Here is a 26,020-nt window from a genome sequence, read left to right as displayed (position 1 = left end):
CCGGTGCCTCGAACGAACGGGTCGCGCATGAACACCAAGAACGCCACCATCGCGGATGTCGCGGCGCTGGCCGGTGTCTCGGTGCCGACGGTCTCGCGCGTGCTCACGGGGGCGGCGCGCGTCAGCCCGGCGAAGGTCGAGCGCGTCGAGGCGGCGATCGCGGAGCTCAACTTCCGCCCGAGCGCGGCGGCACGCACGCTCGCGTCGCGCCGCTCGCAGGTCATCGCGGTCATCGCGGGCGACACGTCGCGCTACGGCTACGCCGAGACGATCCGCGGCGTCGAGGTCGCCGCGCGTGCCGCCGGGTACACCGTCATGATCACGGTCGTCGAGACGGCCGACGACGAAGAGGTCGACCGGGCGATCTCCGCCACCATGACGCAGTCCATCGCGGGCGTCGTCGTGCTGAAGTTCGACCCGCCCGGCGTCGCCGCGCTGAAGCGCCTGCCGAGCGACATCCCGGTCGTGGCCCTCTCGGGCGTGCGCGACGTCGGCGTGCCGCAGGCGGTGCTCGACGAGGCGCGCGCCGCCGAGGAGCTCACGGCGTTCCTGCTCGGCCTGGGCCACCGCACCGTGCACCACGTGCGCGTGCCGCCGTCGCGCCGCGAGGACGGCCGCACCACCGGGTGGCGTCGCGCGCTGCGCAAGGCCGGCGCCCCCGTTCCCGAGACCCACGACGCCGGGTGGGAGCCCCGCTCCGGCATCGAGATCGGGCGCCGGCTGGCCGCCGATCCGTCGGTCACCGCCGTCTTCTGCGGCAACGACGAGATCGCGATGGGCGTCATGCGCGGGCTCGTCGACGCGGGCCTCCGGGTGCCTGAGGACGTCTCGGTGGCCGGGTTCGACAACCACCCGCTCGCCGAACTCTGGTCGCCGCCGCTGACGACGGCGGAGCAGGACTTCAACGGCCTCGGCCGTCGCGGGTTCCAACTGCTGCTGCACGTCATCGACGACACGAGCGACCGGCTCTACTCGTCGGAGCGCCCGCAGCTCATCCTTCGGGAGAGCACGGCAGCACCGGGCCCCGAGCGGCTGCAGCAGGGCGCGGAGAGCAACGCCTCCTAGCCGACGGTGTCGGCGTGCCGGTGCACGACGCGCCAGCCGCCCTGCTCGCGCCGGTAGACCTGGGTCGCGCGGAGCGTGAACGTGCGCGGCTGCCCGTTGACCGACGTCGAGATGCGCTCGTAGCCCACGGTGTACGCCATGTCGCCCTGCACGTCGAAGGCGATCAGGTCGAACGCGTAGTCGGTGCAGTTCGAGAAGCTCGCCGCGAGCTCCTCGAACGCCTCGACCAGTTCGGCCCGGTCGGCGGCGTTGCGCCAGGCGCCGAGCACGCTCACGGGCTCGTGCTCGGACCAGGCCGCGCGACGCGGCCCGTCGTCTCCGTCGTACATGGCGCGCTCGGCTCGCACGAACTCGCTCTGCACCCACACCAGGAACTGCTCACGGTCGCTCATGAGTTCAGGATCCTCTCGTCGGGGGCGGTGCACAATCACCGCGCGCGGCGGCGCGCCGGCCCGTGGTGCGACGGCCTGCGGTGCGCCTACCCGCTGCGAACCGGCGAGGAGGCCGGCGCCGCGACCGCGAGCAGCTCGAGCACCTCGGACTCCCGGAGCTCGTCGTGCACCGCACGCGCGAGCTCGAGGGCCTCCAGCAGCAGGGTGCGACGCGCTGGCGCGGCGGGGGATCGCTCGGCCTGGAGCAGCAGCATCCGGATGCGGCAGCGGGCGTCGCCGAACCGCCGGAACTCGTGCACGAGCTCGTCGGGTTCGAGCGCGGCATCCGCTCGTCCGATGAGCTGCTGCACCATCGCGGCGTGGGCGAGCTCGTGCTCGTTGTGGGAGGCGCGGGCGTAGTCGACGCACTCGGCGGCGAGCTCTGCGGCGCGGTCGAGGTCGATGCCCGCCTCGGCGGCGGTGAGGGCGATCATGTAGCGGGCGTTGTTGACGTGCATGGCGTCGCCCGCGCGACCGTAGTCGTGCATGGCGGCGGCGAAGTCGGCCATGGCGCGCTCGGGCGAGGTGCGGCGCAGGGCGACGCCTCGCATCTGGCGGGTCGCCGCGAGCTCCCAGTGGTCGCCGAGCTGCTCGGCGAGCGCCTCGGCCTCGGCGAGGCGTTCGAGCGCGACCTGCTCGTGCTCGAGGTACGCCTCGGCCATGCCCGCGAGGTGCAGCGCCGCGAGCCGGTCGCGGTCGTCGACGGCGACGGCCAGCGCCCGCTCGGCGAGCTCGGCGACGGCGTCGAGGTCGAGGAACGTGAGCGCGATGCCGAGGGAGAGCAGCTGCTGCGGCGTGGCATCGGCGATCACGTCGGGGTCGCGCGCGACCGCCGCGAGGGTGCGCACGCTGTCGACGTCGGAGCCGTACTGGTCGATGCCCACGCCGAGCGACGATGCCAACGGCAGGGCGCTCGGATGCCGCGTCGCCCGCGCCCAGCGCACGGCGGCGTTCACCTCGGGGCAGAGGATCTCCGACGCGTGCATCGCCTCGAGGCTGTCGTCGAGGCGCGCGCGACGCGCGAACGGCACGACGATCGCCTCGAGGAACATCGCGTGGCGTTCGAGCACGTCGTGCGTGAGGTCGTCGTCGGTACGCGCCCGCACGAAGTCGCGCAGCACCTCGAGCAGTCGGAAGCGCCGCGGCGTGCCGCCGGTCGACACGATGAGCGACTGGTCGAGCAGGCGCATGACCGTGCCGCCCGCGCCGGGGTGGGTGACCGCGAGCGCCAGGTCCATGTCGAACGTGCGGGGCAGGGCGGCGAGGCGCCGGAGCACGAGCTGCTCGTCGGCGTCGAGCAGGTCCCAGCTCCACTCGAACGCGGTCTCGAGAGTGCGGTGCCGCCCGCCGGGGGCGGCGCGGTCGAGGGTCGCGAAGTCGTGCTCGAGGCGTTCGGCCAGTTCGGCGAGCGAGAGGTGCCTGGCCACGGATGCCGCGAGCTCGAGCGCGAGCGGCAGGCCGTCGAGCCGTGCGCAGATCCGTGCCGCCTGCGCGCGCTCCTCCGCGGTCGGCGGCGACGAGACGGCTCCGGGCCCGAGGCGTTCGAGGAACACGGCGACGGCGGGGGAGTCGGCGCCGTCGGCGGGCAGCGGGGCGAGGGCCACGACCGCCTCCGCCGGGTCGCCGATCGGCGTGCGGGAGGTGGTGAGCACGCGCAGCGCCGGCGCGTGCGCGGTCGCACGCGCGACGACCTCGCCGACCGCGGCGCCGACCCGGTCGACGTTGTCGAGCACGAGCAGGTAGGGGCGGCTGCCGAGCGAGGTCGCGACGGCCTCGAGGGCGTCGACCCCCGGGGCGGACTCCAGGTCGAGCGCCCGTGAGATGCGCGCGACGACGTCGACGGGCTCGGCGTGCTCGAGCTCGACGACGACGGGAGCGCCCGACGAGGCGCGGGCGAACTCGAGCGCGAGGCGCGTCTTGCCCACCCCGCCGGGGCCGGTCACGGTCGCCCAGTGCCGGGTGTCGACCGCCTCGGCGAGACGCCCGAGATCGGCTTCGCGCCCGACGAAGGTGTTGTCGGGCACGCGTACGGATGCCGCGCGCAGGCCGACCGACGCGGTCACGAGCTCGGCGCGCGTCTCGGCGTCGAGCTTGCGGCGCAGGCTCGCGACGTGGCTCTCGACGGTGCGCACCGAGATGAACATCTCGGAGGCGATCTCGGGATTGTTCAATCGCCGCTCGATGGCGGCGAGCACGGCGCGTTCGCGTGGTGTCAGTCGCGGGTTCGACACGGCGTCATTCTAGGACCGCGGCGGGCGGGCGGCACCAGTGCGATCCCTCGCACCCGTGCCGCCCGCCCGCCGGGCTCCGACGCATGCGTCAGATCGCCGGCCGAGGTCCGCCCGGGCCCGGCGGCCGCGTGGCGAGCCGGTGCACGAGACCCGCGAGCCGCGCGCGGACGCCCGTGCCGGCGGCGGGGTGCGCCGCGGCATCCGCTGCGCCGACCCGACGGGCCTCGGCGTGCTGCGCCTCGGCTGCGCGCTCGAGCGCGATGCGGCGGTGCTCGAGCGCGCGGTCCAGACCGGCCTCGTCGGCCAGGCGGATCTCGTGGACCCAGAAGTGTTCGCTGAGGTTCACGGGGGACTCCTCTTCTGTCGGGTGTTGCGTCGGCGCGTTGCGCCGGTGGTTGCGGTGCGGTGCGGTGCCGGTGCCCGGGTGGTCCGGTCAGCTCCTGTTGGCGGTGACGAGCAGGTACTCCCAGCGCATGGCGCCGGAACCGTCGGCCCGCAACTGCTCGTCGCCGTGGGCGGCGAGCGCGTCGTCGAGGGCGCGCACGGCCTCGGCGTCGTCGGCGATGCGGCGGTACACCGCGATCGTCGGCCCGTAGTGCGACTTGAAGTAGTCGCGGAACTCGGCGCCGCTCTCGAGCCGGCCGATCTCGACCGTCTGCCGCACCGCGACCACGTCGGTCGCGCCGTCGCCGAGCAGCGAGCGCACGTGCGCCTCGTCGCCCCAGCGAGGTGCGGGGGTCGCGCCCTCGGGCAGCGGCGGCGCGTACGGCTTCATGACCCCGAACATGCGGCCGATGAAGCCCTCGGGCGTCCAGCTCAGCAGGCCGATGCGGCCGCCGGGGCGCACGACGCGCAGCAGCTCCGCCGCCGCGGCCTCGTGGTGGGGCGCGAACATGATGCCGACGGTCGAGACCGCGGCGTCGAACGACGCATCCTCGAACGGCAGGTCCTCGGCGTCGGCCTCGCGCCACTCGATCCCGACGCCGGCTTCGGCGGCCTTGCGGCGCCCGACGGCGAAGAGCTCGGGGGCGAGGTCGCTCGCGACGACCTCTGCGCCGGCCTCGGCGGCCGGGATCGACGCGTTGCCGCTTCCGGCCGCGATGTCGAGCACGCGGTCGCCCGGGCGCACCCCGGTCGCCGCGACGACGCGCGGGCCGAGCTCCCAGATCAGGTCCGACGCGAGCGTCGGGTAGTCGCCAGACGCCCACATGCTGCGGTGCTTGGCCTTGAGTTCGCGATCCGCCTCGGTTGCGGTGATCGCCGTGGTGTCCGTCATGCGGTGCTCCTCGATCGGTGTCGTCCGGGCGTTGCGCCCGGTCGGTGATGACTGATGGAGCGAGTGTCGTGCGGGCGCGACGGCGCCGCATCCGTGCCGCACACGGAGATCTGCACGCAGGACTACGGATGCCGGGCGTCGCCGATCGAGGCGCTCGCCGGGCGGAACCCCGGCAGGCCGCGCCTGGCGATGAGCCACTCGGCGACGACGAGGTTCGGCAGCCAGCAGAGGAACGGCACCGCGGCGTACGCGTTCGCGAACACGGTGTCGAAGTCGACGTCGCCGCCCAGGAACGGCAGCTGCAGCACGATGAGCAGCGGGATCCAGATGCGCAGGGTGACCGCGGCGTAGGTGAGGGCGAAGTTGCGCATCATCCATGCGCGGTGGCTCGCGACATTCCCCCGCCTGATCGATCGGTAGGCGAGCGAGCCGGTCAGGAGCCACACCACGCCGAGGCCGCCGAAGCCGAAGAGGCCCACGAGGCCGGCGTCGTTCACGGGCGCGATCACGAGCGCGGCGAGCCCGCCGATGCCAACAGCGGCGAGGTAGGTGCGCCCGGTCCAGCGATGCACGCGCGGATGCCTCGTGCGCAGGCCGCGCCAGAACTGCAGCGGCCCGATGACGAGCGCGAGGCCGCCCGCGACGATGTGCGCGTAGAACGCGACCTGGATCGGCCACGGCTGCTCGGCGTAGTTCGCCGCGAGCCCGCCCGACGGCTGCTCGGCGAGCGAGCGCAGCGAGGCCGTGAGGTAGGGCACCACCGCGAACGCCGCGATACCGAGCGACGAGAGCAGCACCCACACCCAGGCGATGCGCGTGCCGGGCCGAGGGCCGGCGGCGGGGGTGGTGGTGCCGCTCGAGTCGGCGGGGACGGCGGCGTCGGTGGGGACGGCGGTGTCGGTGGGGTCGGATGCCGCGGGCGGCTGCCATGCGCCGGTGCTCGTGGTGGTCATGGTCGCACGGTACGAGCGACGGGCCGGTGCGGACATCGGGTCAACCCCCGCATCGGGGCGCGGGTCGGCCGCGCCGCGCGGGCCGGCGCAGCGGTCAGCCGAGCGAGCCCGGCCCGCGCACCGGCACGACGTCGTCGAGCTCGTGCCGCGCGCCGTCGGCGTCGACGAACGCCAGCTGCAGGGGAGCGCCGGTCGTGCGCGAGGTGTAGACAGCGGCCGGGCCGAACCCGGTGGGGCGGAACTCGTCGCCCCAGTCGACCATCGCCGCGAGCACGGGCAGGAGCGCGCGACCTGAATCGGTGAGCACGTACTCCTCGCGTTCGCGTTCGCCCTCGTCGCGGTAGGGGCGGCGTTCGAGCACGCCCGCCTCGACGAGCCGGCCGAGGCGGTCGGTGAGGATGTCGGGTGCGATGCCGAGCCGCTCGCGGAACTCCGCGAACCTCGTGCGGCCCCACATGGCCTCGCGCACGATGAGCAGCGACCACTTCTGGCCGAGCACGTCGAGGGTGCGGGCGATCGAGCAGCGCTGCAACGAGGGGGCGACGGCGGACATGGCACGAGTCTACCAGCCTGAGTAGGAGATTCGGAGTCAGCATGCTAGCTTGGGGTTTCCAATCCAGAGGAGGCCGGCATGAGCCTGGGCAGACGAGCGAGTTTCTTCACCGCGGCATCCGTCGCCGGCCTCGCCCTGTGGGCCAGCGGGGCGCCGACCGTGGTCTACCCCCTGTACGCCGCCGAGTGGACGGTGCCGCCGACCGTGACGACGGCGATCTTCGCCGTCTACCCGATCGTGCTCGTGCCGGTGCTCATCGTGTTCGGCAACCTCTCCGACGTCATCGGCCGACGTGCCGTGATCCTCATGGGCCTCGCCGCGGTCGGCGCCGGCGCGATCGCGTTCGCCGTCGCGCCCGATCTGACCTGGATCTTCGTGGGCCGGGTGCTCATGGGCGTCGGGGTCGGGCTCTCGCTCAGCCCGGCCACCGCGGCCATGGTCGAGTTCGGCGGCCTCGACGGCGCGACCCGCGCGAGCACGGCCACGACCGCGTCGACCGCGACCGGGCTCGCACTCTCGACGATCCTCGGCGGATTCCTGGTGCAGTACGCACCCGACCCGCTGCACCTGAGCTTCTGGGTGCTCGCGGCCGTCACCGTCGTCGTCGCCGCGTTCGTCGCCGCCCTGCCGCGACACACCCGCGACGAGGCATCCGGCCCATGGCGACCGCGGCTGCCCCGGATGCCCCGCGCAGAGCGCCGCCCGTTCATCGCCGGCACGCTCGGCATCTCGGCCGCCTACGCGATGGGGGCGATCTTCCTGGCGCTCGGCGCGCAGATCGCCCGCGACCTCGTGCGCACGACCGACGCGTTCGTCGACGGCGCGATCATCGCCCTGTCGGCCGCGAGCATCGGCGTCGTCGCGATCCTCGCCAGACGGATGCCGCCGCGCCTCGCCGTGACGATCGGGCCCGGGCTCGCGGTCGCGGGGCTCGGCCTGCTCGTGTTCGCGGGGGCCGCCCACTCGCTGCCCGCGTTCATCGCCGCCTCGCTCGTGGCTGGCGGCGGGTACAGCCTCATGTTCTCGGGCGGCCTCGGGCTCATCACGAGCACCGCCCCGGCGCACGAGCGGGCCGCCGTGATCTCGGCCGCCTACGTCGTCGGGTACCTGGTGCAGGCGCTCGCCGCGTTCGGCCTCGGCGCGCTCGCCACGGCCTCCGGCCTGCAGTTCGCCCTCGAGGCCGGGGTGCCGCTCATCCTCGCGATCGGCGTCGGCGCCCTCGTCGTCGCCAACCTCGGGCGCCGGCCCGCGGCATCCGTCGCCCCTTCGACTCCGCTCGCCGCTCCGGAGGGAACCCCGTCATGACGCTCATCGACGGCGGCAACGCGCCGAGGGCCGCGCACCCGGCGCAACTCGAGTTGTCGCCGCACTGCGAGCGTGCCGGAGCCGACCGCTGAGCCCGCATCTCAGGGCTCACCGCGCGAGGTTCAGGGCGGGCACTGACCCGTCGCCGCCGGCGCGGGTCCATGGTCGGGGCAGGCGGTATGGATCATGCGACACGCTCGGAAGTCACGGCGGGCGCGGATGCCGAAGGCGGCAGTCGCGTCGATCGTCGCGGTCGCCCCGGTGCTGCTGCTCGCCGGATGCTCGTCGGCCGGCGCTGGCGCCTCGGCTGGCATGGGCGGGTGGGCCTCGTCGGTCGGCACCCGGTGGGAGCGATTCGTCGACGGCAACCTCGCACCGCTGACCGACGCCGGCATCGCGATCGCGGCCTGGTGGATCGGGCTGGCGGTCGCCGCCCGCATCGTGACCCTGTTGCCGCCCGTGCGGAACCTCCGCCTCACGCGCGCGACCGGCCGCAACCTGCGGCTCGTCGGGTGGATGCTCGTCGCCGCGACTCCGATCGCGACCGTGCTCGTGACCGTGTTCGCACGCGACGCGCTGCTGATGTGGGTCATCGTGGGAGGGCTGCTCGCCACGCTGGCCATCGGCGTGCTCGCGCCAGGGCTCGCGACCCGGTCGAAGATCGACGCGCACGTCATCGGGCGCGACGGCTCGATGAACGGCGCCTGGTCGATCGACGCGCTCCTGCAGGTGCGCGACCTCAACACCGACGACCCGCGTCGACGCGTCGAGCGGCAGAACACCCCGGACTTCGGCGAGTTCATCACCATCGCCGACCGCAGCGGCAACGGGCTCGCCTCGATCGTGGCCTGGCTCGTGCAGGTGCTCTTCAACTCGTCGCCGTGGCTGCTGCAGGTCACGATGGTCGACGATGACTCCGCCATCACCACCCTGCGGCGCAACGGCCTCTCGCTCGGCGAGGTGCACCTGCGGCTCGACCCCGACGCGACCGCGCATCGGCCCGACGAGGCATCCGACCACCATCGGAAGCTGCTCGCGATGGCCGCGGCGTTCACGGCCGTGACGATGGCCGAGCGCTACCCCGACGTGCGCGGGTTCTACGGGGCGAGGAACTGGCGATCGCTCGGATGCCTCGGCGTGGCGCAGATGGCCGACGACCCGACCGAACGCGACGTCTACCTCGATCGCGCCGTCGAACTCGAGCCGCGCAGCCTGCTGGTCGAGTACAACCGGGTGCTGCCCGCCATCGACCGCGCCCACGACCGGGCCTCGCTCGAGGCGTTCATGGACCGACTCGAACCGGTCGTCAACCAGGCCGCGTGGGTGTGCGACACCGCGGTCGTGTTCGACGCCGACCCGCGCGACTGGCACGAGTACGAGCACGGCCGCCGCGCGAGCGAGGTGCTCGGGGCCCGGTGCGGCGAGCCGCACCTCATGCTGCTGCGCACGCTCATGCTGTACTCGTTCGCGGCCCGCAACTGGGCGGCCCTCGTAGACCTCGACGAGGCGACGGATGCCGCGGTCGAGGCCCGTCGTGCCCGCATCCGCCGTGCCGTCGAGCAGCTGGTGACGACCCTCGACCGCGAGACCGCCGACCAGTGCGCGCTCTCGCGGTGGCAGGCGCTGAGCCTTGGAGTCCGCACCTCGCTGCGGCACGACCGCGACGGGGCCCGACGCGTCTGGGAGCGGCGCGAACGCGATCGGCGCGACCCGGCGGGCACGCTGCTGCGCATGCGGGCGAGGGCGGCGCTCTGCTACGTGATCTTCCACGAGGGCGAGGCGCACGGCGACCTCGTCTCGGCCGCCGACCCGTCGGCGGAGCGCGTTCGACCGGATGCCACGACCCCGCGCCTGCGGCGCCCGCCGCGCCGGTCGGGCCCGACACGCGACCCGGTCGTCATCGTCGGCCCGTGGCTCGAGGAGACCAAGGCATCGGGCGAGATCGAGATCCGGTACTCGTACGCGTGCTACCTCGCCCGGCGATCGCGCACCGCCGAACCCGGGCAGGTCCGCGGGCGGGTCGTGTCGGAGGCGATCCAGCGCGTCGAGGCGGCGCAGCTCGTCGACCTCTACCGGGAGATGGCCGAGTGGGATCCCGAGCTGAAGCTGCTCGGCGCCGAGCAGCGCATGCGCGACCTCGTGCTGCGGCCGATCGGCTCGGCCTGGGACATCGAGCGCTTCTCCGGGGCGCGCGGGGCGCTCGCCGGACAGGGCGTGCTCGAGCCGGATGCGCTGGCCGCTGCGACGGGCCTCGACACCGTCGCCCAGGCGACCGGGCTGCGCGGCGACGAGTTCGGCATGCTGGTCGATGCGTCGACGCTCTTGCGCGTCATCGAGACGACCGAGGCCGGGGCGCTCGAGCATGCGCAGCGCCTGCGCGCCGCGCGGTCGCTCATCGACGACCCGGCGTTCTCGGTGCGGTGCCTGCTGGTGCGGCACGAGCAGGATCCGGCCGGGGTCGTCGCGAGGGTGGCCGCCGCGGTGTTCTGGGTGCCCACGCCGGCCGAGCGGCAGCAGGTCGAGGCCTTCGTCGCCTCGGTGGTCGAGCAGCTCGCCGCCGACCGCGCCGTGCCGACGGCACCGACGGCGCCGACGGCACCGACCGCACCGACCGCCGCCGAGGTCCTGCCGTTGCGGCGCTCGAAGTCGAGGGCAGACGCCCGGCGGAGCGCGCCGGTCACCTGATCCTGCCGGTCGGGGCGAATTCCGCAGGTCGACCACGTGCCGGACGCGGCATCGGGTGAAGACTGGCGTCATGGAACCGACTCCCGTGAACCCCGCCGAGCAGCACCGCGATGACGAGGCGCCCGGTGCGGCCGACGCCGTCGAGCCGGGCGCCTCGGTGCAGCGCGTGCGGCAACTGCGGCTCGTCGTGCACGCCGCGGACTTCGAGCGGGCGCTCGCGTTCTACCGCGACGCGCTCGGCATGGCCGAGCAGGAGGCGTACGACGGCGACGGCGGGGCGATGGTCCGGATCCTCGACGCGGGCCGGGCGACGCTCGAGCTGTCGAACCCAGCGCAGGTCGCGTTCATCGATCGCGTCGAGGCCGAGGGCCGGCCCAGCGACCGCCTGCGGGTCGCGCTCGAGGTCGACGACGGTCGGGCGGTGACGGCCGAGCTCGTCGCGGCCGGGGCCGAGCTCGAGGCCGAGTCGCGCGAGACGCCGTGGCGGTCGGTCAACTCGCGCCTGCGCGGGCCGGCGGGCCTGCAGCTCACCCTGTTCCAGGAACTCGACGCGGCGGAGCCGGCGCCGGTGCCCACCGGCCTCGACCCGACGGACGCTGACGACACCTCGCACGCGCGGAACGCTCCCGGCGCCGTCATCGTGGTCACCGGGCCGTCGGGCTCGGGTAAGTCGACCGTCGGAGCCCTGATCGCCGAGCGGTCCGGACGGCCCGCCGTGCATCTCGAGACCGACGGGTTCTACTCGGCGATCCGGTCGGGGGCGGTCGCTCCCCACCTGCCGGCGGCGCAGCGGCAGAACGAGGTCGTCATCGCGACGATCGCGGCCTCGGCGGCGAGCTGGGCCGCCGGCGGCTACGACGTCGTGGTCGACGGCGTCGTCGGGCCCTGGTTCCTCGCGCCGATCGTCGACGCGGCCCGCGGGGTCGGAGCGCCGCTGCACTACGTGGTGCTGCGCCCGTCGGCCGACGTCGCCGTCGAACGGGCGACGGCGCGCTCGGCCGACGCCCTGCGCGACGAGGCCGTCGTCCGCGACCTGCACGGCCAGTTCGCCGACCTCGGAGCACTCGAACCGCACGCCCTCGACACGACGCATCTCGACGTCGAGCGCACCGTCGAGGCGGTGCGGGCCGTGGTCGACGGCGGCGCGATGCGGCTCGCCTGACGCCGCGCCGGGGCTCGGGCGGAACGCCGAGCCGCCCTGCGGGTCGCCTAACGCCGCGCCGGGCCGCCGCGGGCCTCGGTCGCCCAGATCGCGAGCTCGACGCGATTGCGCACCCCGATCTTCGCCATGATGCTCGCGATGTGCGTCTTCACGGTGCTGAGCGAGATGTGCAGCTCACGGCCGATCTCGGTGTTGCCGAGCCCGCGTGCGACCGCCGCCGCGACCTCCTGCTCGCGGTCGGTGAGCGGCGTCGACGGGGTCGCCCGCGGGTCGGGCTCGGTGCCCGCGAACGCCTCGATGAGGCGCACGGTGACGTTCGGGTCGATCAGGGCGTCGCCCCTCGCCGCCGCGTGCACGGCCTCGCGCAGCAGCACCGGTCCGGCGTTCTTCAGCAGGAACCCGCGCGCACCGGCTCGCAGCGCCGCGTAGACGTACTCGTCGAGGTCGAACGTCGTGATGACGACGACGGGCATCGGGTCGGCCACACCCGGCCCGGCGAGCTCGCGCGTGGCGGCCAGGCCGTCGGCCACCGGCATCCGGATGTCGAAGAGGCACACGTCGGGCCGCAGCGCGCGGGCCATCGAGACCGCCTCGCGGCCGTCGGCCGCCTCGCCGACGACCTCGATGTCGGGCTGGGCGTCGAGGATCATGCGCAGGCCCGTGCGCACGAGCTCCTGGTCGTCGGCGATGAGCACCCGCACCGTCATGACGTTCCCCCTGGTCGTCCGTTCGCCGCCCACGCCGTGCGGGGCACATGGGCCGAGACCCGCCATCCGCCCTGCTTCGCCCCGGCCTCGTCGCCGCCCGAACCGTCGCCGTCGCCGACCGGTCCGACCTCGCACGTGCCGCCGAGCAGCGTCGCGCGCTCGATCATGCCCGTGATGCCGTACCCGGCACGGGCGGAGTGGGCGGATGCCGCGGGCGCGCCGTCGTCGCGCACCTCGAGGTGCACGCCGAGGTCGTCGACCCGGGCGAGCACGTCGACGCGGGTGGCGCCCGTCGCGTGCCGACGGGCGTTCGTGACGGCCTCCTGCGCGAGCCGGAACACGGCCCCGCCGATCGCGGGCGGGAGCCCGTCGAGGTCGTCGTCGACCACGACCGCCACCTCGAGCGCGCCCGGCGCTCCCGGAACCGGCGTCGCGAGCCCCCGCAGGTCCGCCGCGGCGGGTGCCGGCGCCAGCTCGCCCGGCTCGCCGTCGCGTCGCAGCACGCGAACCATCGCGCGCATCTCGTCGAGGGTTCGCGAGGCCTCCGACTCGATGGTGCGCAGCACGGCGGCCGCGGCATCCGGCTGCGCGTCGGCGACGGCGAGCCCCGCCTGCGCCTGGATCGCGATCGCCGACACGTGGTGGGCGACCGTGTCGTGCAGGTCGCGGGCGAGGGTCTCGCGTTCGAGCAGGCGCATGCGGTCGAGCTCCCGTGCCCTGGCGCCCGCGCGCCAGCGGAAGGCCAGCCCGAGCGAGGTGACCGTGACCACCACGGCGAGGCCGCCGATCGCGTCGGCGAGGGTCTGCGGGCCGGTCGCGAGCGACATGGCCCACCCGGCGAGCACGAGCGCGCCGCCGCCGAGCATCGAGCGGCCCGAACCCCAGCGCATGACCGCGTAGAGCGGCAGCAGGACGTACGCGGTCGTGTAGAGTTGCGGGTCGCCGCCGGTGACGAGCCCGAATGCGGTTCCTGTGCCGAAGGCGACCGCGAGCATCGTGAACGGGCGCGTGCGTCGCCAGAGCAGGGTCGGCAGGAGCAGCACCAGCACCGCGGCCCACGCCCAACGCCACGGCACCTCGGGCCGCAGTGCGGCCTCGACGAGCACGAGCGGAACCAGCACGCCGACGAGCACCCAGTCGCGCCAGACCCGGCGAGGCGGCGGCGGAACCGCGGCCGGCGCGTTCCACAGCGACCGCAACGGGCTCGTCATGCCCTCATGATAGGTGCGCGGCATCCGTCATCTAGGAGGTCCTGGCGGTGGCGGTCGCGGTCGTGCCCGGCCTCGGGCCGAACATGCCGCTGCGGTCGCGCCGCCGGATGACGACCTCGGCGACCGCGAGGTTGATCGCCCAGCCGAGCGCCATGAGCGCGGTGTACGCGAACTCGTCGGGCTCGCCCACGAGCAGCGCCCACGGCAGCACCGTGAGCACCTGCGTGCCCGCGCCGAGGCCGATCGCGTAGGCGCGGGTCATCCAGGCGCTGTGGGTGCGCACGTCGCCCCGCCTGATCGAGAGGAAAGCGAACACGATCGCGGCCGCCATCGCGGTGGCCAGCACGATGCGGATGAGCATGAGCGCGAGGCCGCTGTTCGACGGCAGGTCGTAGGCGACCGCCATCCAGAGTCCGGATGCCGCGGACACGAGCCCGGCCGGGGCGACCACGCGTCCGGCGAGCCGGTGCCAGCGACGTCGCCGGAGCGAGGGCGCGAACTGCAGCGCGCCGACCAGCAGGAACACCGTCGAACCGATGATGTGCGCGATCACCGGCACGGGGGAGTCGAAGAAGCGCGCGTTCTCGGCGGTGACCTGCGCACCCGATCCGAGCTGCGCGAGGCGGCTCGTGCCCGCGGCCATCGGCACGAGCGTGAGCGCGATGAGGCCGGCGGGTGCGAGCCACTCGGGGCGGCGGCTGCGACGACTCGGCGCGGCGGTCGGCTGCGGAGTTCGGAGGGAAGCGTCCATGCTCCGATGCTCGCGAGCGGATGCCGCGGCCGCATCGGACGGCAGGCTCGCGCGCCTCGGCCGATCGGCCGATGCCCGATGACGCCGTTCAGCCCTCGATCGCGACGAGCGGCAGGAACACCTCGTCGACGATGGACACGAGGTCCTCGTCGGCCAGCGGCCGCAGCGTCATGAACAACTGCATGCGGAACAGGTCGAACGGCACGGCCTCGATGCGGGGCGTCAGCCGATCGGCGTCGAGTTCGCGACGGTCGACGGCGCGCCGGTACACCGTGGCGAGCGCGCTCGGCGCGCCGCCGAGGAACTGGTCGCGCAGGAGCCCCGGCGTGAGGCCCGCGGCATCGTAGAACCCGCCGACCTGCGCGCTCAGCATGCCGAGGAACCGTTCCGGCCTGCGGTTCGCCTCGCGCAGCAACTCGAGCAGGTCCTCGCGCAGGCTGCCCGTGTCGGGCGCGACGAGTCGGTCGGTGGCGCCCCGCCATGCCAGCGTGGCCGCGAGCATAGCCTCGCGGGTCGGCCACCGGCGGTACAGCACCGGCTTGCTGGTCTGCGCGCGCTTCGCGATCGCGTCGTAGGTGAAGTTCGGGTACCCCGTCAGGAGTTGCTCCCACGCCGCCCCGAGGATCGCCGCCTCGAGTTCGTCGCCGCGTCGACGGGTCGCGGCCGTCGGCGCCGCATTCGTTTCAAGATCCACTTGCGTATCTTATCAGTTCACCGTATTTTAGATACTGCTGCGTATCTAATGCGGTGAACGACGTTGGGAGAACCACATGCAACCCGTGCAACTCGTCCTGCTCCTCGGCATGGTCGTCTACGCGATCTTCAAGCAGACCCGCGTGAGCGTCGCCGGCGGCTCGGCGCGATTCCGCCTCGCCTTCATCTACGCCGGTGTCGGCGTCGCGAGCCTCGTCGCGAGCGGGTGGGCGCCGCCAGTGGGTGCCGGGTGGTGGTTCCTGCTCGGCGGCATCTCGCTGAGCGCGGTCGTCGGCGTGCTGCGCGGCCGCCTCACCGAGGTCTGGGTCGCCGATGACGGCCGGGTGATGCGAAGAGGAACGTGGGTCACCGTGTCGCTCTTCGTCGGCGTCATCCTCGTGAAGGTCGCGCTCGGCGTGGTCGCCGGCTTCGCCGGCATCGCCGACGGGTCGAGCTTCGCGGAGGTGCTCGTGATCGTGGCGATCATGATCGCCGTGCAGGCCGAGATCGTGCATCGGCGCGCGCTCGGGCTCGCTGCTGGCCCGGTGCCCGCGCCCGTCACCGCGGAGGCGGCGCCCCTGTCCCGGCACTCCGGTCGGCCGCGGGTGCCCGACGCCCGAGGCTGACGACCAGTCCGGCCACGAGCAGCACGAGCGCCGGCACGAGCAGGGCCCCGACCGGGCTCCCGGTCGCGGGCAGGGTGGTCGTGCCGCTCGACCCGGTCGTGGCCGAGGGGGTGCCTCCGCCTCCCGGCGCGGTCGGAGGTGCCGTCGGGGGCCCGGTTGGCGGCGGCTCGGTCGGCGGAGGCTCGGTCGGCGGGGCGGGGGCGACGTCGACGAGGAGGCTCGAACGGGCGACGGTGCCGTTCGCGTCGAGCACCGTGTACGGCACGACGGGCGTCGGGCCGGAGAAGCCGGAGGCCGGCGTGAAGGTCACCGCACCGCTCGCGGGGTCGACGACGAATCGGCCGACGTCGTCGAGGTCGAGTGTTCGCCCGTCGGCCGAGAGGGCGTCGGGCGCGGCGCCCAGCGGCAACTCGAGTCGCACCGACCCCGGCACGAGCGGGGCGGGTGCGCCGCCGTCGGCCCCGTTGCCGCTCACGTCGTTCGCGAGCACGTCGATGGTCGCGGCCTCGCCGTACCGCACCGCCGCGTTGTCGACGCCCGCGACCGGCGTCACGGGCGAGACCGAGACCACGAGCACGCCCGCCGCCGTCGTGCCGTTCGCGTCGGCGACGTCGTACGGCACCGGGGTCGCCTCGCCGACGAACCCGCGTTCCGGCGCGAACGCGATCGAGCCGGTCGCCGGGTCCACCGTGTAGGCGCCCTCGCCCGGCACGACGAGCGACCGCCCGTCCACGCCCAGCAGGGTTCCGGCAGGCGCCTCATCCGGCAGGCGCAGCACCACGCTCGTCGGTGCCAGCGGCACGGCGTCGACCCCGGGCAGGTCGTTGGCGAGCACGTCGACCGTGATCGGGGTCGCTTGCGGGGTCGTCGCGGCATCCGGGAACGGCGCGGGCTCGACCGGGGTGACCGAGATCGAGATGACGGATGCCGCTGCCGTGCCGTTCTCGTCGACGACCGTGTACGGCACCGGCGTCGCGTCGCCGGTGAACGAGGGCAGGGGCGTGAATCGGATGCCGCCCGACGGTTCGGGCCGGTACACGCCCTCGCCGGCAATGGTGAGCACGCCGTCGGGCGAGAGCGACGACCCGTCGGGAGCGTCGGCGGGCACCTGCAGGGTCAGCGATGACGGCACGAGTGCGATCGCAGCGGTGCCGGGTTCGTCGTTCGCGAGTGGATCGACGACGATCGGGGTTCCCTGCGGCACGGTCTCGGCGTCCTCGACCGCCAGCGGCGTGACCGGCAGCACGGTGACCACGATCGTCGCCGAGGCGGTGAGCCCGGCGGAGTCCTGCACCGTGTACGGAGCGGGCGTCGCGACGCCGACGAATGTCGGCTCGGGAGTGAACGAGGCCTCGCCCGACGTGGGGTCGACCGTGTACGTCCCCTCGCCGCCGATGACCATGGTGCGGCCGTCGGCGGACACGCTCGAGCCCGCCGGAGGACTGTCGGGCAGCACGTACCGGATCGTGTCGGGCAGCAGCGACTCCGTCGCGCTCGAGGCCGCGTCGTTGGCGAGGATCGGTCCGGCGACCGGCACGCCCTGCAGGGTCGACGTCTGGTCGAGCGTGCCCACGGGCTGGGCCGTGGCGCTCACCGTCACGAGGATCTCGGCCGTCGCCATGGTGCCGTTCACGTCGGAGACCGTGTAGGGCACGGGCGTCGCAGCGCCGGCGAACGCGGCCTCCGGCGTGAAGGTCACCCAGGAGTCGTCGCCGATCGCGTACGTGCCCTCGCCTGCGATCACGAGCGTCCGACCGTCGTCGCTCAGCGTCGAGCCCGCGGGAGCGCCGACGGGCAGGACGAAGGCGAACGACTCCGGAACGAGCGGCACCGACGGGTCGCCCGGCACGTCGTTGTCGAGCACGGGGTTGCGCACCGGAGTGCCCATCGGGGTCGCGAAGGGATCGTCGCCCGCGGCCGGGACGACCGGCGCCGCGCGCGCCGACGCCGTCGCGGTCGCACGTCCGCCGCGGCTGTCGTCGACCGAATAGGGCACCGTGGTCGCATCGCCCGTGAACCCGGGCTCGGGGGCGAACGTCGCGACGCCGTCGGCGTCGACCGCCCAGACTCCCTCGCCGGGAACGGTCAGCTGCTTCGCGTCCGCCGAGAGCACCGTGCCCGCCGGCGCGTCCTGGGGGAGCTCGAATCGCACGCTCTCCGGAAGGAGCGGGAACTCGTCGGATCCGGCCGCGTCGTTCTCGAGCAGGGGCAGGTCGACGGGCGCCCCTTGCAGCGTCGCCGCCTCGTCGTCCGCCGCGACCGGCGGCGGCGGCGTGACGAAGGGGAAGTCGACGCCAGACGCGTCCGAGTCGACGAGCGAGAAGCTCCGGTCGGGAACGGGCGCGATGCCGGCGGGAGGCACGACGACCGCGCGGTACGGTCCGCTCGCGATCAGCGAGGGCACGACCCAGCTCCCGGACGCCCCGGACACGGCCGTCGCGATCACGGCGCCGGCATCGTCGAGCACGGTCACCGTCGCGCCGGCGAGCGGTGCGCCGTCGAGCGTCACCGTGCCGCCGGCGGCGAAGGTCTTCGCCACGAACCAGGTCTGGTAGATCGGGAAGCCGCTGCGCCACCGGAACGACATCGTGAGCGTCGCCAGCGGAACGGACGGCGCGAACCATGCGGTCGCCCCGTCGGTGTCGGCGGCCCCGGCGTTGCCCAGCAGGAGTCCGGTCGTGCCGTCGTCCGCCCACGCCGGTCGGTCGTTCAGGTTCGCGGCGTCGCACGACGGGCCGCCGCTGCGGTGGCACGAGTTGTACGACTCCTGGTAGCCGAGACCCTCGACGGGCACGGCGGCGCCGTCGGTCCCGGTCGCCGAGAGGGTGACCTGGTCGGCGTCGATGTCGCCGAGCACGAACGCCCAGCCCGATGTCGGCGTTGGCGACGCGAACGTGTAGGTCGTCACCGACGGGGAGGCTGCGTTGTTCGCGGCCGGTCGCTGGTTGAGGTAGGTGCGGTCGCGACTCGAACCGAAGACGGCTCCGACGGGGGTGCTGGCCGCCTGCCAGGTCGAGGCGCCGCTCACCACCGTCGCGGAGCTGGAGGTCGAGGTGAAGGTCGTCGACGGGAAGGTGCCCGGCATCGCGACCGCGCCCGTGAAGGGCGCCGCAGGCGAGACCGAGAACCCGCCCCAGGTGTCGACCTCGGCGGCGCTCGCCGCGGTCGCGCCTCCGAGCGCGAATGTCCCGACCCCGAGCACGGCAATGGCGACCGCGGCGAGCCACCGCGCGACGGACGGGTGTTTCCGTTGCGATCTCTGCATGGCGAGGAATCCTCAAGGAGCGTCGACATTATGCGTTCGCCGAGTATGCCGCAAGACCCCGTGCCGTGGGGCCGGAGTCGGGCTCAGTCCGGTCGGTCGCCGTGCAGTCCGACGACGAGCCGCGTGATGTCGCGCACGAGGTCGAGCGGCAGGGGCTTCGAGTACGGCAGGTTCACGGTGTCCTTCGCTGCGCGCCACGGCGCGATGCGCTCCTCGAGCTCGCCCTCGGTGTGCGGCACGGGGTAGAGGCCGATGTGCTTCTTCCATCCGGCGAAGTGCAGCCAGTACCGGCCGTGGATCGCGACCGCCGGGATGTCGTAGCGCAGCTTCTCCTCGGCGTCGGGCAGCACCTCGTGGATCGCTGCGCGCACCGCGGCGAGGCGCTCGGCCGGCTCGCCCTCGAACGTGGCGACGTACTCGTCGACGGTGGTGGGCTTGTCGCTCATCTCGGCTCCTTCGTCATGGTGGTTCTCGATCGGTCAGCGCACGTCCCTGACCCGCAGCCCGCCGCGCCAGCCGGTGCCGGCGGGAACGTGGTCGGCGGCGATGCGGCCGGTGCGCGCGAACTCGGCCCACGCCGCACGCAGCGGTGCCCCGGCCGACGTGAGCGAGGCCGCGCCGTCGGGGGCGACGAGCGCTGCACGGGACCATGCGCGCTCGTTCGGGAACAGCAGGGGCAGTTCGATCGCGTGCGCGGCGCCGAACGGGCCGCCCTCGGGTCGTGCGTCGAACACGCCGACCTGCACGGATGCGCCGCTCGAGGCGAGCAGTTCGGCGAACCGGCGGCCCTCGGTCGCGTAGACCCTGCGCGTCGTCGCGCCGACGAGCGCGCGCCGGGCGAGCCCGCCGACCAGCGGCACCCGGAAGAGCCGTTCGAGCTTCGGCACGGTGCCGAGGAAGAACATCGTCTCCTCGGTCGTCCAGGTGACGAGCACGTCCATGCCCGGCGCGCGTCGTCGCCAGACCTCGGGGATCTCGGCCTCGGCGGGCAGCGGCGCCTCGCCGGCCTCGGGGCCGAAGCTCATGCCCGAGCGCAGGCCGTAGCCCGAGCCCGCCTGCTTCGCCGCGAGCTGCAGGTCGCCGATCTCGTCGGTCGTGGCCTCGGCCGGGATCACGCCGATCGCCTCGCGCATCTTCGCCTGCATCTCGTCGCGATCGGTGCGGATGCCGAAGGGCGCGCTCTGCAGCACGACCCGCGTCATGAGCCCGTCGGCGCCGTCGGCGGCGAGCACGTGGGCGAGCGCGTCGGCCCCGGAGGACTGCCCGAACACGGTCACCTGCTCGGGGTCGCCGCCGAACCCCGCGACGTGCTCGCGCACCCAGCGCAGCGCCGTCATGACGTCGAGCAGGCCGAGGTTCGCGGGTCGGGCGGAATCGTCGCCCAGCCGGTCGCCCGCGAACCCGAGCAGGCCGAGGCGGAAGGTCGCCGCGACCACGAGCACGCCGTGCTCGCGCACGAGCGCCGAGGCGTCGAACCCGGGCAGGTCGCCCGCGTTCGACACGTGGGCCCCGCCGTGGATCCACACGAGCACCGGCACCGGGCCCGGGGCATCGACCGGGCGGGTGACCGTGACCCGCAGGCAGTCCTCGTCGAAGACGGCTCCCTCGAGCGGGTCGCCGAGCACCGCGGCGCTCGGGCTCGGCGGCTGCGGGCAGGCGATGGTCGTGAACTGCAGGTCGTCGGATGACGCGGGGTCGGGCTCGACGGGGTGCGGCACGCCGAACCGATCGGCCGTCGCATAGCGGATGTTGCGGATGCGCTGCACGCCGTCGTCCTCGACGCCGACGAAGGCCCCCCACGGCGTCTCGACGGCGGTGAGGTCGGGCAGCCGGTCGGCGGCATCGTCGCGGCGCTGCGCGGAGAGGTCGGTCATCGCACGATTCTGCCGCAGGAGGGCGTGCGTCGCCATGGCCGGGTGCGGCGCATCAGACCGCATCGCGGCCGCCACCGCCCGCCGACGCGCGGGGCGCGCCGCGCCGGGCCGCGACCCCGGCGAGCACGAGGGCGGCACCGAGCAGGCCGAACACGGCCAGCGGCAGCAGCGCGAGCCAGCCGCCCGCGGCATCGGCGGTGAGCGTCGCGAGCAGCAGGCTGCGCGCCGCAGCGGTGGGTGCGGCATCCGCGAGGCCCGTGATCGCACTCGGCGCCGTCGAGGTGAGCCCGGCGACCAGGGCGACGAGTCCGATCGCGAGCGCCGCGAAGCGCCCGACGCCGCCGAACGCCGCCGCGAGCCCCTGGTTCACGACGCCGAAGACCGCGCCGACGGCGAGGCCCGCGGCCGCGAACGCGACCCACTCCGCGGGTCCGAGGGGCACTGCGGCCAGCACCACGGCCGCGACGACGAGGCCCTGGGCGGCTCCGAGGGCGATCGTCGGGGCGAGGCCGCGCCACGCGATGCCGCTCGACGAAGCGCCCGTCAGCAGTCGGCTCGGGGGAACCGGTGCGCGCGCGAACGCCAGCACCATCGCGCCGAACCAGATCGCGACGACCGCGAACAGCGGTGCCGAGCCCACGCCGCGGGTCGGAGCGTCGTGGTCGGCGAGCACGGGCAGCGAGACGACCGACGACAGTGTCGCGATGTCGCTCGCGCTGTAGGTCGGGATCTGCTCGGTCGCGCTCGCGAGGCCCTCGGCCAGTTGTGCGGCCCCCGTGTCGAGCTGGCCGGCACCGGTCGCGAGCGACCGCGCCCCCTCGCTCAGCGAGGCGGCGCCCGCGTCGGCCTGGGCGGCACCGGCGGCCACCTGGTCGGCGCCCGCGGCCGTCTGGTCGAGGCCGTCGACGAGCGACGAGAGGCCGTCTGCGAGCTCGGCGGAGCCCGTCGCGACCTGGTCGGCGCCCGAGGCGAGCTGTCCGACGAGGGCGTCGGCGTCCTGCGCGCGGGTGAGCGCGTCCTGCGCCTGCGAGCAGAGGCGCCCCGGGGGGATGCGGCAGATCTCGGCGACGACCGCGGCGAGCCTGGCGGTCGCGTCGCTCACGGCGGACGAGGCCTGCGACGTGGCATCCGCGACCCCGGCGGCGCCCGCCGCGATCGCCGCCGAATCGCCGGGCAGCGACTGCGAGGCCGCGTCGAGCTCGCCGAGCCCCGCATCGAGCGCCGACGCTCCGGCGTCGAGCGACCCTAGCCCGGTCGCGAGTTGCGACGCCCCGCTCGCGAGCTGCTCGGCGCCCGAGCTCAGCGAGGCCGCGCCGTCGGCGACCTGGTCGGCGCCGTCGGCGGCACTGCCGATCTGCTCGCCGATCTCGTTGAACCCCGCGTAGACGTTGCCGAGGTACTGCGACGTGAGCTGCCGGTTGAGCGAGGCGACCGCGGTCTGCGTCACGACCTCGGTGAGCGCGGGGTCGAGGTACGCGGATGCCGGGGTGGTCGCGATCTCGACGACCGCCTGCCTGGCCTCGGCGGCCGGCCCGCCCATCGAGGTGGCCGCGGCCGAGAACGAGGCCGGGATCGTGACGACCGCCGCGTAGCGGCCGGAGCGCAGGCCTGCCGCCGCGTCGTCGTCGTTCGTGAGCACCCACGTGAAGTTCGCGTCCGACCCGTCGACCGGCGCGGTCGCGGCGTCGGTCGCCGGGGTCGCGGGGTCGGTGCTGCCGGTCGGGCCGGGCGTCGCGGTCGAGGGCGCGCTCGGGCTCGTGTTGGTGCCCGGGGTCGGGCTCGGGCTCGGGCTCGGACTCGGACTCGGAATCGCACTCGGGCTGCTCGCGGTCGTGCCGCCTGCGAGCAGTCCGGCCGCGAACTGCCGCCCGAGCGGAACGGTCGACCCGTTCACGGTGACGGGCACGTCGTCGTTCACGATCGCCGCCGTCACCCGGTCGAGCGAGGTCGTCGGCTCGGTGAGCGCCCAGGTCAGCACGCCGCCGATGAGGAGCGGGGCCACGAGAACGCCGACCACGCCGAGCCGCGAGAGCCGCTCGGCTCCCGCCGTCGCCGAGAACCGCCCGGCCATCAGCCGGCCCCCTCGGATCGCGCGGCGGCGACGGTCACGACCGCGCCGCTCGACCCGGTCACGGATGCCGCGTGCACGGCGCACGCGACGGGAAGCACGTCGCTCGCGCCACCGGGTTCGCCCGCCGAGACGACGACCGAGAGCGGGCGCTCGCCGTGACGACGCGCGTGCCCGTGCGCCTCGGCGAGCAGGGCGGCGAGACGCCGCCGCACCTCGGGATCGCCCACCTCGTCGAGCCCGTCCACGAGCACGAGGTCCCCGGTGTTCCAGAGCGCGGTGCGCACGATCCGCTCGGCGTCGAGCGAACCGGTGAGTCCGGCGAACGCGGTGCGCGAGCGCACGCCGGAGGCGCGTGAAGGCAGCACGAGGCCGCAGACCTTGAGCAGTCCGGCGGCGATGGGGCGCCTGGCGCCGAGCGCCAGCAGCAGCTCGCGGCGGTCGTGGGCATCGCCGCCGTACACGACGAGCGCGTCACCCGCCTCGAGACGTGCCGTGAAGCCGCGCGGTCGGCCCGCGGCATCCGTCGCCCCGGAGTGCTCGGGCGGAACGCCGCCCGCGGCCCCGAGGGCCCGACCCGCCGACTCCTCGTCGCCGATCTCGACCTCCTCGACCTCGTCGCCCGAGTCGTCGTCGCGCCCGGCGACGCGCACCCCCTCGGCGGCGAGCACGTACCGGTCGCCCGGCTCGGGCCAGTCGGCCAGCGCGAACTCCTCGGTGAGGCCCTCGCCCTCGATGTCGAACCCGGGCAGCGCGCGGTCGAGCCAGGCGGGCATCCACCAGGCGCGGTGCCCGAACAGCACGAGCACGGCCGGGATCAGCGTCATGCGCACGAGGAACGCGTCGATCGTGACGCCCACGGCCAGCCCGAACGCGATCGGCTGGATCGAGGCGTCGCCGCCCGGCACGAACGCGACGAAGACCGAGAACATGATGATCGCGGCCGCCGTGACCACCCGCGCCGAGGCGACGAAGCCGCGGTGCACGGCGCCGGTGGCGTCGCGTGCGGCGGCGTTCTGGTGCACGTAGTCCTCGCGCATGCGGCTCACGAGGAACACCTCGTAGTCCATCGCGAGCCCGAACAGCACGCCCATGAGGATGATCGGCATGAAGCTGATCACCTGGCCGACGTCGGCGACGCCGAGCAGGGCGGCGCCGACTCCCTCGACGAACACGAGGCTCGTGAGGCCGAACGCGGCCCCGATCGAGAGCACGTACCCGAGCGCGGCGGTCACGGGCACGACGATCGAGCGGAACACCATCGCGAGCAGCACGAGCGAGAGCCCGACCACGAGCAGGCCGAACGGCGCGAGCGCCCCCGCGAGACGGTCCGAGATGTCGATGCCCGCCGCGGTGTAGCCCGTCACCGAGAGGTCGACGCCGAACTCCGCCTCGAGGTCGTCGTGCATGGCGCGCAGCGTCGACACGAGCTCCTTCGTCTGCTCGGAGTCGGGCGAGCCCTCCGGGATCACCTGCACGATGCCCGTGTCGCCCGTCTCGTTCGGCGTGGTGAGCGGAACGGATGCCACGCCGGGCACCGCCGCGAGGGTCGCGCCGAGGTCGTCCATGAGGCCGACCGGGTCGGTCGACTCGATGATGAGGCCGGTGACGATGAGCGGGCCGTTGAACCCCGGGCCGAAATGCTCGGCGATGAGGTCGTAGGTGACGCGTCCGGGTTCGCCCTCGTCGAGCGAACCGGCGTCGGGCAGGGCCAGTCGGAGGTTCGCCGCAGGCACCGTCGCGAGCGCGAGCAGGCCCACCACGAGCACGACGGTCACGATCGGCCACCTCGTCACGCCGCGCACCCAGCCGCCGAAGAACCCGTGAGGGGCGGATGCCGCGGCCGCGGCGTCGTGCGGCGGTTCGCCCTGGTCGGCCGCAGCGTCCGATACGTCCGCCGCGCGGCCGTCATCGGCGGGCGGCGGCCCAGCGGCGGCGGCGGTGTCCGCCGAGGCGGTGTCTGCGGCCGTCCCATCGTCGTCGGTGCTCGCGGGGATCGGCCCGCCACCGGCATCCGTCCTCTCAGCAGCATCGGGATCGGGAGCGGCACCGCGGCGGTACCGCTTCGCCACCACATGCCATCCCGCGAACCCGAGCAGCGCGGGCGTGAGCGTCAGCGAGACCGCGACCGCCGTCGCCACCGCGAGCGCAGCGGCGACGCCCATCGTCGTGAGGAAGGGGATGCCCGCGACCGCCAGGCCGAGCAGCGCGATGATCACGGTCATGGCGGCGAAGACCACGGCGGATCCCGAGGTCGCGACCGCACGGGCGGCGGACTCCTCGACGTCCAGGCCCTCCTGCACCTGGTCGCGATGCCGCGACACGATGAACAGCCCGTAGTCGATGCCGACGGCGAGCCCGAGCATGAGCGCGAGCAGCGGCGTGGTCGAGGTGATCGTGAGGAACCCCGTGCCGGTCAGCACGACGGCGAGCGAGACCCCGACGCCGAGCAGCGCCGTGACGAGCGGGATGCCCGCAGCCGTGAACGAGGCGAAGGCGACGAGCAGCACGAGGTAGGCGACGATGATGCCGAGCAGCTCGGTGATGCTGATGCCCGTCGACGTCTGGGCGAACAACTGCCCGCCGACGGCCGCCTGCGAGCCGTCCGGCAGCGCCTGCTCGAGGTCGGCACCCGCAGCCTGCAGGGCATCGGCCGTCTCGGGAGCGACCGACGTCGTCGACACCGAGAGCTGGATCGGCACGAGCGCGGCCGAGCCGTCGGGCGCGAGGTTCGCCGATCCGGGGGTGTCGTAGGGGTTGCTCGCGCCCGCGACCTGGGGGATGGCCTCGATCTCGGCGACGGTCGCCTCGACGGCCTGCTCGAACGCCGCGTCCGTCACGTCGCCGCCGTCGGGCGCGACCGCGATGAGCTGCGCCGTGGCCCCGCTCACCTGGGGGAAGGTGCGGGCGAGCGCGTCGAGCGCGTCCTGCGACTCCGTGCCGGGAATGCTGTACGTGTTGTCGGTGCCCTGGCCGATCAGCGCGGCACCGGTGAAGCAGACCGCGAGCACGCCCAGCCAGAGCACGAGCATGCGCACCCGTGCCCGGAAGGCCCATCGACCCAGTGCGTACAACGCGGAGGACATCTGCCGGTCGCTCTCGTCCGCCGTGCGCGGGTCGGCCCGCGTGCGGCGATCGTGCTCAGGCTAGGGGTGTCGCGACCC

The 26,020-nt window shown here is 74.2% G+C and carries 20 protein-coding genes; 5 read left to right on the top strand and 15 right to left on the bottom strand.

Annotated features, from left to right (window positions below; all coding sequences use genetic code 11):
- Positions 1 to 27: 27 nt before the first annotated feature.
- Positions 28 to 1,065 carry a LacI family DNA-binding transcriptional regulator gene (locus tag ACFVS8_RS11655; protein ID WP_387061958.1) on the top strand — a complete coding sequence of 346 codons (1,038 nt, stop codon included), beginning with the start codon at positions 28 to 30 and terminating at the stop codon, positions 1,063 to 1,065.
- Here ACFVS8_RS11655 and ACFVS8_RS11650 read toward each other — a convergent pair.
- The 6 genes from ACFVS8_RS11650 to ACFVS8_RS11625 all read right to left on the bottom strand — a co-directional run bounded on the left by ACFVS8_RS11650 (position 1,062) and on the right by ACFVS8_RS11625 (position 6,509).
- Positions 1,062 to 1,457, bottom strand: a complete 396-nt coding sequence (locus ACFVS8_RS11650) for a nuclear transport factor 2 family protein (protein WP_387061955.1) — start codon at positions 1,455 to 1,457, stop codon at positions 1,062 to 1,064. The genes ACFVS8_RS11655 and ACFVS8_RS11650 overlap by 4 nt on opposite strands.
- A gap of 86 nt (positions 1,458 to 1,543) precedes the next feature.
- Positions 1,544 to 3,727: an ATP-binding protein gene (locus ACFVS8_RS11645; protein ID WP_387061952.1), complete on the bottom strand. Its 2,184-nt coding sequence runs from the start codon at positions 3,725 to 3,727 to the stop codon at positions 1,544 to 1,546.
- Between the two features lie 88 nt (positions 3,728 to 3,815).
- Entirely contained in the window at positions 3,816 to 4,073 is a 258-nt protein-coding gene (locus ACFVS8_RS11640) for a hypothetical protein (protein WP_387061949.1), read from the bottom strand.
- 87 nt (positions 4,074 to 4,160) lie between these two features.
- Complete coding sequence (locus tag ACFVS8_RS11635; RefSeq protein WP_387061946.1) at positions 4,161 to 5,003, bottom strand: class I SAM-dependent methyltransferase; 843 nt, start codon at positions 5,001 to 5,003, stop codon at positions 4,161 to 4,163.
- A gap of 122 nt (positions 5,004 to 5,125) precedes the next feature.
- Positions 5,126 to 5,956, bottom strand: coding sequence for a DUF2306 domain-containing protein (locus tag ACFVS8_RS11630; protein WP_387061944.1), 831 nt, complete (start codon positions 5,954 to 5,956; stop codon positions 5,126 to 5,128).
- A 94-nt stretch (positions 5,957 to 6,050) separates the two neighbouring features.
- Positions 6,051 to 6,509 (bottom strand): winged helix-turn-helix transcriptional regulator, encoded by a 459-nt coding sequence (locus ACFVS8_RS11625; RefSeq protein ID WP_387061941.1) that lies wholly within the window; start codon positions 6,507 to 6,509, stop codon positions 6,051 to 6,053.
- A gap of 78 nt (positions 6,510 to 6,587) precedes the next feature.
- Here ACFVS8_RS11625 and ACFVS8_RS11620 point away from each other — a divergent pair, with 78 nt between their 5' ends.
- The 3 genes from ACFVS8_RS11620 (at position 6,588) to ACFVS8_RS11610 (ending at position 11,661) form a co-directional block, all read left to right on the top strand.
- Complete coding sequence (locus tag ACFVS8_RS11620) at positions 6,588 to 7,814, top strand: MFS transporter (protein WP_387061938.1); 1,227 nt, start codon at positions 6,588 to 6,590, stop codon at positions 7,812 to 7,814.
- A 219-nt stretch (positions 7,815 to 8,033) separates the two neighbouring features.
- Positions 8,034 to 10,499, top strand: a complete 2,466-nt coding sequence (locus ACFVS8_RS11615; protein WP_387061935.1) for a hypothetical protein — start codon at positions 8,034 to 8,036, stop codon at positions 10,497 to 10,499.
- A gap of 70 nt (positions 10,500 to 10,569) precedes the next feature.
- Positions 10,570 to 11,661 carry an AAA family ATPase gene (locus tag ACFVS8_RS11610; protein ID WP_387061932.1) on the top strand — a complete coding sequence of 364 codons (1,092 nt, stop codon included), beginning with the start codon at positions 10,570 to 10,572 and terminating at the stop codon, positions 11,659 to 11,661.
- Between the two features lie 47 nt (positions 11,662 to 11,708).
- Here ACFVS8_RS11610 and ACFVS8_RS11605 read toward each other — a convergent pair whose 3' ends face one another.
- The 4 genes from ACFVS8_RS11605 to ACFVS8_RS11590 all read right to left on the bottom strand — a co-directional run bounded on the left by ACFVS8_RS11605 (position 11,709) and on the right by ACFVS8_RS11590 (position 15,024).
- On the bottom strand, positions 11,709 to 12,368 hold the full coding sequence (locus tag ACFVS8_RS11605; RefSeq protein ID WP_387061929.1) for a response regulator: 660 nt from the start codon (positions 12,366 to 12,368) through the stop codon (positions 11,709 to 11,711).
- Positions 12,365 to 13,579, bottom strand: coding sequence for a sensor histidine kinase (locus ACFVS8_RS11600; protein WP_387061927.1), 1,215 nt, complete (start codon positions 13,577 to 13,579; stop codon positions 12,365 to 12,367). The genes ACFVS8_RS11605 and ACFVS8_RS11600 overlap by 4 nt, the downstream gene beginning before the upstream one ends.
- 31 nt (positions 13,580 to 13,610) lie before the next feature.
- Complete coding sequence (locus ACFVS8_RS11595; protein WP_387061924.1) at positions 13,611 to 14,330, bottom strand: DUF2306 domain-containing protein; 720 nt, start codon at positions 14,328 to 14,330, stop codon at positions 13,611 to 13,613.
- Positions 14,331 to 14,418: 88 nt separating this feature from the next.
- Positions 14,419 to 15,024: a TetR/AcrR family transcriptional regulator gene (locus tag ACFVS8_RS11590; protein ID WP_387061921.1), complete on the bottom strand. Its 606-nt coding sequence runs from the start codon at positions 15,022 to 15,024 to the stop codon at positions 14,419 to 14,421.
- A gap of 76 nt (positions 15,025 to 15,100) precedes the next feature.
- Between ACFVS8_RS11590 and ACFVS8_RS11585 the strand changes: the two genes are divergently transcribed.
- Positions 15,101 to 15,649: a hypothetical protein gene (locus ACFVS8_RS11585; RefSeq protein WP_387061918.1), complete on the top strand. Its 549-nt coding sequence runs from the start codon at positions 15,101 to 15,103 to the stop codon at positions 15,647 to 15,649.
- Here ACFVS8_RS11585 and ACFVS8_RS11580 read toward each other — a convergent pair.
- From ACFVS8_RS11580 to ACFVS8_RS11560, 5 genes are all read right to left on the bottom strand, one after another.
- Positions 15,582 to 18,914 (bottom strand): Ig-like domain-containing protein, encoded by a 3,333-nt coding sequence (locus tag ACFVS8_RS11580; protein WP_387061915.1) that lies wholly within the window; start codon positions 18,912 to 18,914, stop codon positions 15,582 to 15,584. The genes ACFVS8_RS11585 and ACFVS8_RS11580 overlap by 68 nt on opposite strands.
- A gap of 83 nt (positions 18,915 to 18,997) precedes the next feature.
- The gene (locus ACFVS8_RS11575; protein ID WP_387061912.1) at positions 18,998 to 19,360 is read right to left on the bottom strand and encodes an iron chaperone; all 363 of its coding nucleotides are present in this window, start codon (positions 19,358 to 19,360) and stop codon (positions 18,998 to 19,000) included.
- A 33-nt stretch (positions 19,361 to 19,393) separates the two neighbouring features.
- Positions 19,394 to 20,788: a carboxylesterase family protein gene (locus ACFVS8_RS11570; protein WP_387061909.1), complete on the bottom strand. Its 1,395-nt coding sequence runs from the start codon at positions 20,786 to 20,788 to the stop codon at positions 19,394 to 19,396.
- A 52-nt stretch (positions 20,789 to 20,840) separates the two neighbouring features.
- Positions 20,841 to 22,859, bottom strand: coding sequence for a hypothetical protein (locus tag ACFVS8_RS11565; RefSeq protein ID WP_387061906.1), 2,019 nt, complete (start codon positions 22,857 to 22,859; stop codon positions 20,841 to 20,843).
- On the bottom strand, positions 22,859 to 25,942 hold the full coding sequence (locus ACFVS8_RS11560) for an MMPL family transporter (RefSeq protein ID WP_387061903.1): 3,084 nt from the start codon (positions 25,940 to 25,942) through the stop codon (positions 22,859 to 22,861). The genes ACFVS8_RS11565 and ACFVS8_RS11560 overlap by 1 nt, the downstream gene beginning before the upstream one ends.
- Between the last annotated feature and the right edge of the window lie 78 nt (positions 25,943 to 26,020).

Origin of the sequence: Agromyces sp. NPDC058110 (assembly GCF_042884735.1) — a bacterium.
Classification (GTDB): domain Bacteria; phylum Actinomycetota; class Actinomycetes; order Actinomycetales; family Microbacteriaceae; genus Agromyces.
Note: the sequence above shows the minus strand (reverse complement) of the source record. Positions and strands in the feature narration are given on the sequence as shown.